Origin of the sequence: Hypericibacter sp., from assembly GCF_050729195.1 — a bacterium.
Lineage (GTDB): Bacteria > Pseudomonadota > Alphaproteobacteria > Dongiales > Dongiaceae > Hypericibacter.
Map to the genome: position 1 here is coordinate 1 of NZ_JBOHKS010000327.1, position 10,588 is coordinate 10,588.

14 protein-coding genes are annotated in these 10,588 nt (G+C 66.5%); 10 read left to right on the plus strand and 4 right to left on the minus strand.

Annotated features, from left to right (window positions below; genetic code table 11):
- The 4 genes from ACREE8_RS26255 to ACREE8_RS26270 all read left to right on the plus strand — a co-directional run.
- On the plus strand, nt 1-191 hold a 191-nt coding region (locus ACREE8_RS26255; protein ID WP_431575982.1), incomplete at its 5' end, for a hypothetical protein.
- Nucleotides 192-347: 156 nt separating this feature from the next.
- Nucleotides 348-725, plus strand: coding sequence for a hypothetical protein (locus tag ACREE8_RS26260; RefSeq protein WP_431575983.1), 378 nt, complete (start codon nt 348-350; stop codon nt 723-725).
- Nucleotides 722-1,012 carry a hypothetical protein gene (locus ACREE8_RS26265; RefSeq protein WP_431575984.1) on the plus strand — a complete coding sequence of 97 codons (291 nt, stop codon included), beginning with the start codon at nt 722-724 and terminating at the stop codon, nt 1,010-1,012. The genes ACREE8_RS26260 and ACREE8_RS26265 overlap by 4 nt, the downstream gene beginning before the upstream one ends.
- 58 nt (nt 1,013-1,070) lie before the next feature.
- A complete protein-coding gene (locus ACREE8_RS26270; protein ID WP_431575985.1) occupies nt 1,071-1,448 on the plus strand; it encodes a hypothetical protein in 378 nt (125 codons plus the stop codon).
- Nucleotides 1,449-1,492: 44 nt separating this feature from the next.
- On the opposite strand, the gene ACREE8_RS26275 is transcribed toward ACREE8_RS26270, so the two are convergent.
- Both ACREE8_RS26275 and ACREE8_RS26280 read right to left on the minus strand, forming a co-directional pair.
- On the minus strand, nt 1,493-2,041 hold the full coding sequence (locus ACREE8_RS26275) for a hemerythrin domain-containing protein (RefSeq protein ID WP_431575986.1): 549 nt from the start codon (nt 2,039-2,041) through the stop codon (nt 1,493-1,495).
- A 157-nt stretch (nt 2,042-2,198) separates the two neighbouring features.
- A complete protein-coding gene (locus ACREE8_RS26280; protein WP_431575987.1) occupies nt 2,199-2,690 on the minus strand; it encodes a cupin domain-containing protein in 492 nt (163 codons plus the stop codon).
- A gap of 126 nt (nt 2,691-2,816) precedes the next feature.
- On the opposite strand from ACREE8_RS26280, the gene ACREE8_RS26285 reads away from it, so the two are divergent.
- Entirely contained in the window at nt 2,817-3,239 is a 423-nt protein-coding gene (locus tag ACREE8_RS26285; protein ID WP_431575988.1) for a DUF1801 domain-containing protein, read from the plus strand.
- Nucleotides 3,240-3,311: 72 nt separating this feature from the next.
- On the opposite strand, the gene ACREE8_RS26290 is transcribed toward ACREE8_RS26285, so the two are convergent.
- Nucleotides 3,312-3,989: a hypothetical protein gene (locus tag ACREE8_RS26290; RefSeq protein WP_431575989.1), complete on the minus strand. Its 678-nt coding sequence runs from the start codon at nt 3,987-3,989 to the stop codon at nt 3,312-3,314.
- Between the two features lie 143 nt (nt 3,990-4,132).
- On the opposite strand from ACREE8_RS26290, the gene ACREE8_RS26295 reads away from it, so the two are divergent.
- Nucleotides 4,133-4,519: an MAPEG family protein gene (locus tag ACREE8_RS26295; RefSeq protein ID WP_431575990.1), complete on the plus strand. Its 387-nt coding sequence runs from the start codon at nt 4,133-4,135 to the stop codon at nt 4,517-4,519.
- 157 nt (nt 4,520-4,676) lie between these two features.
- The gene (locus tag ACREE8_RS26300; protein ID WP_431575991.1) at nt 4,677-6,230 is read left to right on the plus strand and encodes a trimethylamine methyltransferase family protein; all 1,554 of its coding nucleotides are present in this window, start codon (nt 4,677-4,679) and stop codon (nt 6,228-6,230) included.
- A gap of 10 nt (nt 6,231-6,240) precedes the next feature.
- Here ACREE8_RS26300 and chrA read toward each other — a convergent pair whose 3' ends face one another.
- Nucleotides 6,241-7,629 (minus strand): chromate efflux transporter, encoded by a 1,389-nt coding sequence (gene chrA, locus ACREE8_RS26305; protein WP_431575992.1) that lies wholly within the window; start codon nt 7,627-7,629, stop codon nt 6,241-6,243.
- A gap of 208 nt (nt 7,630-7,837) precedes the next feature.
- On the opposite strand from chrA, the gene ACREE8_RS26310 reads away from it, so the two are divergent.
- The 3 genes from ACREE8_RS26310 to ACREE8_RS26320 form a co-directional block, all read left to right on the plus strand.
- Nucleotides 7,838-8,689 carry a hypothetical protein gene (locus ACREE8_RS26310; RefSeq protein ID WP_431575993.1) on the plus strand — a complete coding sequence of 284 codons (852 nt, stop codon included), beginning with the start codon at nt 7,838-7,840 and terminating at the stop codon, nt 8,687-8,689.
- A gap of 146 nt (nt 8,690-8,835) precedes the next feature.
- Nucleotides 8,836-9,690: a MurR/RpiR family transcriptional regulator gene (locus ACREE8_RS26315; RefSeq protein ID WP_431575994.1), complete on the plus strand. Its 855-nt coding sequence runs from the start codon at nt 8,836-8,838 to the stop codon at nt 9,688-9,690.
- A gap of 24 nt (nt 9,691-9,714) precedes the next feature.
- The coding region (locus tag ACREE8_RS26320; RefSeq protein WP_431575995.1) for an amidase at nt 9,715-10,588 on the plus strand (874 nt) is incomplete at its 3' end.

A 10,588-nucleotide genomic window follows, 5' to 3' on the forward strand; every position in this document is an offset into this window, starting at 1 on the left:
TGATTGCGGTGGGAGAGACGGCTTTTGTGATGGCGGGTCGAAAGATCTTTCGCTGGACGCCAGCGGGTTATCAGACCGCGATGCCCCCGCAGAATGCGCAATTGCTGACGCCGCCCTCGACCTTGCGCGCGCTCGTCGCGGGCTATGCGCCCGTTCTCCATCCCAGTCTGGGACCCGGCTCCGCGCCTTAACGGCGAAACCTAATCCGCCTCCCGTTCCCTGGTGGGGCTCCTCGAATAGAGGCAAGGCATCGACCGCCGCGCTCGGGCCTGAGCGGACCTTTCGACTTGTGGTAGGCTGCCCGTCATAAGCGGGAATGAGCCCGCGGGCGAGCGCGCCGGCCCCTCATGACCATCAAAATCAAGATCCTCGGCTGGATTCATACCCTGCTCGGCGGCATCGGCCTGATCGCTGGCCTGGCGCTTTGCGCCGGCCTCTGGTTCTCGCCGGACGACAACAGCACGGAAGCGCTGCTCTACGTCGGGCCGCTCTTCTCGGTCATCGCCGCCTTCCTGTTCCTGCCGGGCCTGATCGGCGGCATCGGTCTGCTGCGGCTGCAACCCTGGGCGCGCATCCTGATCATCATCCTCTCCGCCCTCGAGCTGCTCAATTTTCCCCTCGGCACGGTGCTCGGCGGCTTCGGGCTCTGGGTGCTGCTCGACCGCGAGGCCAAAGCCGCCTTCGCGGGATCGCCGGCACAGGCGACGATGCACCCGGCGTCATGAACGCCTCCCCACCCTCGCGCTTTCCGGGCGGCGTTCTCCTGGCGATGGCCGGCGTGGGCGCCGGCTTCGTCATCATGATCGGGGCCGGGTTCTATCTCTCCGGCCAGCCGGCACCGTCGGCGATCGTCAACAGCCTGCCGGTGGCGATCGCGGTGCTGGTGGCCGTCGTCATCATCGCCGCCAAGCGCTGGCGCCCCGGGCGGCCCCGCGCGTCGGACCGGGGGCATCCTCCCCGACGGATTCGATTTCCATCGCCCGCGCCTGCGTCGCCAGCGCCTGGCCAATGAGGCCGCGCGACGAGAACGCCTGGCGGCCCTGGCCGCCGACCCGATCAAACGCCGCTATGTGCCCCTGATCGAGGCCGGCCAATCCTGGTCGGACGCGCAGATCGCCTATGATCTGGATCGCCGCCAGACCGCCACTTGTCCGCATCTGCAGCCGATCGAACGGGCGCTGCGCGATCAGGGACTCTATCTGCGACGCTGGGCGGGGCCCGACGTGGAGGCGCAATGCTGTGTCGATGAAGCCGGGCTGGCGCGTCGCTTCGAGTTGGCGCCCTCGGTTCGCTATGCGGAACCGGCCGCCTATGACCGTTCGCTCGAGGATCCGCCGGCAGCGCTCATCCATTGCAGCCTGTGCCGGTCCTCCATTCACCTGATTCATCCGGCCCTGGCGCGGCGACAGACGGCCTGGTTTCCAGCAGCGCCCGCTCGCTCGCCCTGATCAACGGAGGTACCCCGCGGATACTCGCGCCTCGAGGCCAAGCCTCACAGGCGGAATTTCTGGATCCGCTCATGGATGGCGAGATAACCATTCTCGACCCGCGGGCCGAAAATCGGGTCACTGATGTGAACGGCGCGCTGGTCGATCTCGGCCCAGTCCCGATCCGTGAGCGCGGCAAGGGCGCGAGGGAAAAAATGTTTCTCCTCGGCCTGCATAGGCAGGCGGTTCACCGAGAGATATTCCATCGCCAGTGCCTCCAGCCAGGCGCGAGGCATTTCGACATCCCGGGCGGCGTTCGCGATGGCCGCCGCGAACCGCCGGGTCAGCTCGCCGAGCCGTTCATGTTCCCGAATCAGGTCGCCAATGACGGCCTTTGCCGAGGGGTCGCGCATGACCAGCCGTTCGAAGACCAGATCCTCTTTCGGGTGATGGAACAGATCGGGATAGTGCAGCGTGTATTCCGCGATCGACCGCAACAGATCGAAATCGGGGTTACGTCCTTCATGATAGGCGCTCACCTCCTCCTCGACGATGTCGAGGACGAGACGCATGTTGCGGTGGTCGCGCCCGATCTGATCGAGGACCTGCATCATCGCGTTTGACAGCCTGGGTACCGACTGATGCCGCGGAAACGCAAAGCGGACCAATCGCACTGCCGGAAGAAAATGATGTCCGCAGCTTAGGGTCCGGCCGCCGCCACGCATTGATCTGAATCAAAATCCGTCGCGGATCGGGATCCGCGGGTGCGGCTCAAGGCGCGTCTTCCCAATAGGCCATCCGCGCGGCACGGCGATAACCCTCGCCCATCAGCTTCACACCGACGCGGCCTGTTTCCGGATAGACGCAGACATCGTGCGGGTTGCGCTCGCCGATCAGGAGATAGCGGCAAGGCTTGTCGGTATGATTGATCAGGCAATGGCCGACCGCCTGGCCCGCGGGGAAACAGACATGATCGCCCGGCTTCATCAGATAGGACTTGTCGCCGAGGCGCAGGGTGAGCATGCCCTCGAGGATGAAGACATGCTCCTCCTCGAGCAGATGATAATGCAGCAGATTGGACTGCCAACCCGGCAGCAGCTCCTCCCGCAGGACGCCCAGATGCGAGCCGCCACCGAAGTCGCCCAATGGCTGCCACTGGCTCCCATAACGGCCATGGTTGTACTCCTCCTGCCAGGGCACTCGCTCGGCAGAGAAGGGCTCGAAGACGCCGGCAGCATTGATCGAGGTCGGCTTGTCGGTCATGGGGTCGGTCCTCCAAGGCGAGGGAAGCCGTCGAGGCTATCGCCATTTAACCCCACCCGCACGGGGCAAAATTTCCGACCGCCCCAACGATTGCGAATCCCGGCCGAAGCTGCTGATCTGGCGGCCATGAGACATCGCCCCTTCAGCGATCCGGCCGTCGCCGAGGTCTTCGCGGCCTATCCGCCCACCCTGCGCCCCGCTCTGCTGGCGTTGCGGACTCTGATCTTCGAGGTGGCGGATGCGCAGCTCGGCAAGGGTGGGCTGGTCGAGACCCTAAAATGGGCGCAACCCGCCTATCTTCCGGCGAAGCCCCGCACCGGCACCACCGTGCGGATCGACGCGGTGAAGGGCGATCCCGATCGCTACGCCGCCTATTTTCATTGCCAGACCACGCTGATCGACCGCTTCCGCGAGCTCTATCCAGATGATTTCGCTTTCGCTGGCAATCGAGCGCTCCTGTTCGAGCGCGAGCGCAAACTGCCGAAAGCGGCGCTGAAACATTGCATCGGGCTGGCTCTCACCTATCACGCGAGATCGTCGCGCTGCTGAAGCAGGGCCGGGATATTTCCCTGCCGGACGTCGAGACACCGAACTGAGGCGCGGTAGGCGAGGAAGCCGCGATCAGGGCGATTTCTTTGCCGCCAGCCCTTCGAGCAGTCTGACCATCTCGTCATGGGCGGCACTGCCGGGATTGCGCAGCTCGCCGACCCCATGGGCCTTGGTGAGGTCGTTCAATCGAACCAGGGCGCGCAGGCGCTCCCGCCGCGTCAGCTTCACCTCCGACGAACGCCGCTTGAACAGGATCTTGTGGAGCTCGCCCTGCCCGAACAGCTCATTGAGCTCGTTGAAGGTCGTGTAGATCAGGAACAGCACGAAGATCCAGATCTGGATCGCAAAGAAACGCGACCATACGAAGTTGTCAGCGAAATAGGCGGGAAACGCCTCGAGACTGCCGCCACCGGCGAAATAGTGGACCAGCTTTTCCAGGAAACGGACCAGCGTGACGATCATGCTGTAGACGATCGTCCGAAACAGGATCGGCTGGATCAAGGGCGCCGTATCGTACCGGCGCAGGAACGCGAGGTGATTGGCCACCAGCACCGATTTGCCGACGATCAGGGCAGCCGTCGTGGCGACCAGGAAGCTGGCCAGGCGGAACAGAAAGTCCGGCAGCTGGTTGGCGACCAGGAGCTGCGTGGTCAGCACGATCAGATTGAAGCCGACCAGGAAGAACAGGGTCGGCGGAATCATTTCCTTGAATTCCCTGACGATGAAGGCGATGACGCGCGGCTTGGCCATGGCTTGGTCCCCTGCATCCTCGAAGGGCGTCCTTCGAGAGTATGAGCCCTATAGTCCCCCAACCAAAGCACCGCGATTGCGGTTAAGATGCGGCGGAGCCGACTCGACCTGACGAGGCCGGCTCCAAGCAGAGGGGAAGCACCATGACGACAGAACTGACGCTGCTGGTCTGTGCGATCGCCCTGGCCTTCGTGCAGGTGCTGGTCGCGGTCGCGGGCCACACCCTGCAGGTCGGCGTCCCGGCCCTCGCCGGCAATCGCGAGGGCGTCGCGGCCCCGACCGGGTGGGCCGGCCGGGCCCGGCGCGCCCACCTCAACATGATCGAGAATCTGCTGCTGTTCGCCGGATTGGTCCTGGTCGCCCATGCGGCCGGCATCAGCAGCAGCATGACGGTGCTGGGCGCCCAGCTCTTCCTCTGGGCGCGGCTCGCCTATGCCATCATCTATGTCGTCGGGATTCCCTGGCTTCGCACTGCGGCCTGGGCGGTCTCCGTCGTGGGCTTGATCATGATTTTCCTGCAGATCATGTGACGGAGGGGGCGATCACCCCACGAAGGAAAATGGGGGCCGCGTCCGGGAAAGGCGCGGCCCCACTGCTTTCGAGCCCCGACCCGGCTTTTGCACCGCGCCCCTATTTTATGTACAGTCCTGTCCAGAGATTTGATCCGTCCTTCAGGGAAGGCATCCGATGATCACCGGCGAGTCACGTCCCGACCGACGCATCCGCCGCCGCACGGCCAGCGACAATGTCGCGAACCAAGCGGCCCGCAGCGAGCCCTATCGTCGGCTGGTCAATCCGTTCGAGCCGATGCGGCTCTTCTCTGACGACCAGGTCGAGACGATGCACCGGGCAGCCCTGCGCATCCTCGAGGAGATCGGCGTGCGCGTGCTGTTGCCGGAGGCGCGCCAGCGCTACAAGGCCGCCGGCGCCTCGGTCGACGAGGCGAGCCGCATGGTGAAGATCGATCGCGGACTGGTGCAGGAGGCGCTGCGCACAGCGCCGCCCGCCTTCGACCTGGTGGCGCCCGCACCCCACCGCACCCAGCATATCGCGCAGAAGCATCTGAGCGTGATCCCGGTCGGCGGACCGCCGCATGTCACCGACATCGAGCGCGGCAAGCGCAGCGGCACGCTCGAGGATTTTCGCAACTTCGCCAAGCTGTCGCAGCAATTCGACGTGATCCATTTCCTCGGTGCCTGCATCGAGCCGCAGGACATCCCGACCGAGTTCCGCCATCTCGAGACGATGCTGGCCATGCTGACGCTGGGCGACAAGGCGCCCTTCATCTATGGCCGCGGCAGCCCGCAGGTGCGCGATTGCTTCGAGATGGTGCGGATCAATGCCGGCTTGAGCGAAGCCGAGTTCGAGGCCCGGCCCCACAGCTACACCGTCATCAACACCAACTCGCCGCTCCAGCTCGACATCCCGATGTCGCAGGGGATCATCGATTTCGCGGCCGCCGGCCAGCTCTCGATCATCACCCCCTTCACGCTCGCCGGCGCGATGGCGCCGATCACCCTGCCGGGCGCCTTGACGCAGGCCCATGCCGAGGCGCTCGCCGGCATCACGCTCGCCCAGATCGTGCGGGCCGGCGCGCCGGTCTCCTATGGCGGCTTCACCTCCAATGTCGACATGAAATCGGGGGCGCCCGCCTTCGGCACGCCCGAATATGTGAAGGCGGCCTTCGGCGCCGGCCAGCTCGCGCGGCATATCAACCTGCCCTGGCGTTCCTCGAACGTGAACGCGTCCAACATCGCCGATGCGCAGGCAGCCTATGAATCCGAGATGTCGCTCTGGGGCGCCATCATGGGCGGCTGCAACATTCTGATCCACGGCGCCGGCTGGCTCGAAGGCGGTCTCGCGGCCTCCTATGAGAAATTCATTCTCGATGTCGAGATGCTGCAGATGTTCGCCGAGCTGTTCCAGCCGGTCGCCTTCAGCGAAGACGAGATCGGCGTCGAGGCGATCGCAGAAGCCGGACCCGGCGGCCATTTCTTCGGCACCGCCCATACGATGGCGCGCTATGAGAAGGCCTTCTACACGCCGCTGGTGTCGGACTGGCGCAATTTCGGCGCCTGGACCGAGGACGGCGCCAAGACCGCGACCGAGCGCGCGAACGGCCTGTGGAAGAAGGTGCTGAGGGAGTTCGTGCCGCCGGCCAAGGATCCGGCGGTCATCGAAGCGCTGGAAAGTTTCGTCGCCCGCAGGCGCTCGGAAGGCGGCGCGCCGCCGATTTCCTGACGCCGGGCCTTCAGCCGTTCACGCCCAGGAGATAGAGCACCACGCCCGCACACGAGCAGAGCGCCAGGGTCGGCAGCATGCCGATCTTGAAGCGGAAGATCGCGGCGACCGCGACGAGGCTGAGGATCAGCGCCCAGGGATGGATGCTGCCGGGCATCGGCCGGTCGAAGGACAGGCCGAAGGCGCGCACGGGAACCGTCTCGGCAAACAGCGCGTGGATCGCGAACCAGATCGCGAGATTGAGGATCACACCCACGACCGCGGCCGTCACCGCCGACAGCGCGCCATTGAGCGCCTTGTTGCCGCGCAAGGATTCGATGAAGGGCGCACCCAGGAAGATCCAGAGGAAGCAGGGCGCGAAGGTCATCCAGGTCGCGAGCAAGCCGCCCAAGGTGCCGGCCAGCATGGGCGAGAGCCCACCGGCATCGCGATAGGCCGCCATGAAGCCCACGAATTGCAGCACCATGATGAGGGGCCCCGGCGTCGTCTCCGCCATGCCGAGCCCGTCCAGCATCTCGCCGGGCTTGAGCCAGCCATAATGCTCGACCGCCTGCTGCGCGACATAGGACAGGACGGCGTAGGCGCCGCCAAAAGTCACCATCGCCATCTTGCTGAAGAAGATCGCGATCTGGCTGAAGACATCGGCGGGCCCGAGCGCCAGCAGCAGCAGGACCAGGGGCCCCAGCCAGATCGTCAGCCAGATCGCGGCGGTGCGCAGCGATCGCGCGGTCGAGGGCCGGGCGTGATCGGGCGCCGTCTCGCCGAGCAGGCTGCCGTCCTCGGTGCCGGTTGCAGCGCCGGCGCTGTTCTTTCCGGCCGGAGGCAGGAAAGCGGGCCATCCGAGCCTGGCGCCGGCAAAGCCGATCAAGGCGGCGCCGGCGATGATCGCCGGGAACGGAACGCCGACGAAGAAGATTGCCAGGAAGGCGAGGGCCGCGATCGCCATCATGATGCGGCTCTTCAGGATGCGCCGCCCGATCCGGACCACGGCCTCGAGCACGATCGCGAGCACGGCCGCCTTGAGGCCGAAGAACAGCGCGGTGATCACCGGCAGATGGCCCCAGCCGGCATAGATATAGCTCAGGCCCATGATAGCGATGGCGCCCGGCAGGACGAAGAGGCCGCCCGCCATGAGGCCGCCGCGGGTGCGGTGCATCAGCCAGCCGACATAGGTTGCGAGCTGCTGCGCCTCGGGGCCCGGCAGGAGCATGCAGTAATTGAGCGCATGCAGGAATCGCGTCTCGGAGATCCAGCGCTTCTCCTCGACCAGGATGCGATGCATCACCGCGATCTGACCGGCCGGTCCGCCGAAGCTCAAGAGGGCCACGCGCAGCCAGACGCGGAACGCCGCGGCAAAGCTCACGCCATGGGAGGATGGGTCGTTCGGCGCGGGGCTCATGCGGTCATGGGTATAGCGGCCCGATCATGACGGCGCCATGACAGACGGGCGCTCCGACGGCTACTCCGTCGACGCTGCCGTGGCCGGGGTCGTCTCGGTCGCCCCCAGCGAATGCGGCTCCGTTCCCAGATTGGCCGGCGGCGGTGACGGAACGGCGGTCGCCGTCGAACTTTGCTGAGGCGGGGCCGCGGGCGCGGATCCCAGCGGCGTGATCAAGGCCGTCGTGGGTTCCGTCGATGCAGGAGCGGTGGGCATCACGACCGGCACGGGTTCGGTCGATGCGGGCGCCGCTGCAGCGGGCGGCGTTTCGGCCGGAGCGGAAGCGACCGTGGATACTGCGGGCGCTGTGGCGCTCGGCTCGGTCGATGTGGGTGCGGTCGCGGCCAGCGGCGTTTCGGGTTGGGCGGGAACGATCATGGGCGCCGTCGCGCTCGGCTCGGTCGTCGTGGCCGGAGCGGATCCCAGTGGCACGGCCGCCGCATTGACCGGCTCGGATGTGCCCGTGGGCTCGGTCGGCAGGGAGGCCGGCCCCGCCGCGCCCAGCGAATGCGGCTCGCTGCCGGTCGCGGTCGTTGCGGCTTCGCTCGAGGCCGGGATCGTCTCGGTGGCGGCGGGCGATGGCGCGACCGTCGCATTATCCGCCGGCGGCGAGGGTGTCAGCGTGGCAGCTATCGGCTCAGACGGAGCGGTTTGCGCCGGTATGGTCGCCTCGGTCCCGGGCAGCGACGCCTTCTCGGGTGGCGGAGCTGCCGGCTCGGTCGGGCTGGTCGAGGCCGTGTCCGCGGCGGGCGTGGAGGGCGGCGCGGTTACGGTGGCATCGGGAGACGGCAAGACCGTGGCGGGCGCCGTCGTCACCGCCGCGCCCATGGACGACGAGGGAGACTGGGCCTTGATCGGCTCCTGGGAACCCGAGCTGCAGCCGACCAGACCCCACAGCCCTGCCGCACCGAGCAGAACCGCCAAACGCGTCGCGAACGTCATGCCATTTCCCACTGAAGTCAGAATCGGCGCCCCTTCAGGGCGCTCCCCCCGCGAATTCGAACCGCTCATGCCATTCTAGCAGTTTCGGCGGCAACAGTTCCCTTACCGTTTCTTTGGCGCGTTCCATCCACCGTTCCCGGCCCCAGGTCGCTTGACTCGGCCGATGTAACACCGATAACATTTTTGCAAGATTGTTATTATTGTTACATGGATGTCGTTTCGGGCATGAGCCAGGATCAGATTCTCGGCAGGCTCGGTTCCAAATCGCACTGGCGCACCCAGTCCGAGACGCTGCTGGCGCGCTATTTCCAGGCCCATCTCGAAGACCTTCCGTTCGAAACGGCGGCGTCGATCGCCAAAAAGGTCGGCGTCAGCGCGGTGACGGTCGGCCGCTTCCTGCGCCGGCTGGGCTATCGCAAGCTCAGCGAGCTCACCCTGGATCTGCGCGCGCGCGGACCCAACTCCGCCTGGCAGGTGAAGGAGCCCGCGCCCGGCAAGAGCAACGGCAACGGCGCCGGCATCCAGGGCCGCCAGCTGCAGGCGCATATCGACAATCTGACCCGCATCTTCGGCCAGGCCTCGACACCGGCCTGGGGCAAGGCGGTCAAGCTCATCGCCGACGCGCCGCGCGTCTTCGTGGTGTCGTTCCAGAATCTACGGGGCATCGGCGACTACTTCGCCTCGCAACTCGATTATGCGCGGCCCGGCGTGCGATTCCTCGACGGCGAGGACGGCACCTTCGTCGATCTGTTCGACGGCGAGCCGCGCAAGACCTGCCTCGTCATCATCGAATCGCGCCGCTATGCGCGCAAAGCCGGACCGCTCGCCGATCGCGCGAAGGCCGCCGGCATCAAGGTCATTGCCATCACCGACATCTATTGCGCCTGGGCCGACGATGCCGATGTCTCGCTGACCGATCCCGGCGAGGGCGAGGTGTTCTGGGACAGCACCGTCAGCACGGTGGCGCTCCTCGAGCTGCTGCTGGAATCCGTGATCGAGCGGCTGGGCGAGCGGGTGCCGGCGCGCATCAAGCATCTGACGGCGCTGCAGGACTATTTCGGAGACTTCGGTGACATGTGATTCGAGCCGCGCGGAGCCGATGCCGTGAGAGCGGCAGAGCTCGCGTCCTATGACGGGCTGGGTCTGGCGGCGCTGATCGAGAAGCGCGAGACCACGCCGCGCGAGCTGGGTGCGGCCATGATCGAGGCGATCGGCGCGCTCAATCCGCAGCTCAACGCGGTGATCGAGATCTATGACGACGCGTTCGAGGGACTGACGGACAAACCCGGCTCCGGCCCCTATCGCGGCCTGCCCACCCTCACCAAGGATTTCCCGATCGAGGCCGGACGCAAGGCGCAGTTCGGCAGCGTCTTCGCCAGCGAGTTTCGCGCGTCCTGGGATTCCGATTATTGGAAGAAGCTGCGCGCCGGCGGCCTCGTCAATCTCGCCCGCACCACCTCGTCGGAGTTCGGGCTCGCGGCCGCGACCGAATCCTCGCTTTACGGCGCCACGAAGAATCCCTGGGACCCGTCGCGCGGCGTCGCCGGCTCGAGCGGCGGCTCGGCCGCGGCGGTCGCGGCCGGGATCGTGCCCTTCGCGCAAGGTGGCGATGGCGGCGGCTCGATCCGCAACCCGGCCTCCTTCTGCGGCCTGGTCGGTCTCAAGCCCTCGCGTGGACGCGTCAGCGGCGCGCCGGATTCGAACGCGCCGCTCCTGGGACTCGCCACCGCCTTCATGCTGACGCGCAGCCTGCGCGACTGCGCCACACTGCTCGATCTCGCCTCGGGTGCCGTGCCCGGCGATGCTTACGAGATCGCGCCGCCCGCCGGCAGCTATGCGAAGGCGATCGAGACGCCGCCGAAGTCCCTGCGCGTTGCGCTCTGCACGGACTCCTGGTCGGGCCATCCGCTCGATCCGGAGGTGGTGCGGGCGACGAAGGAAGCCGGCAAGCAGCTCGAAGCACTGGGCCATCATGTCG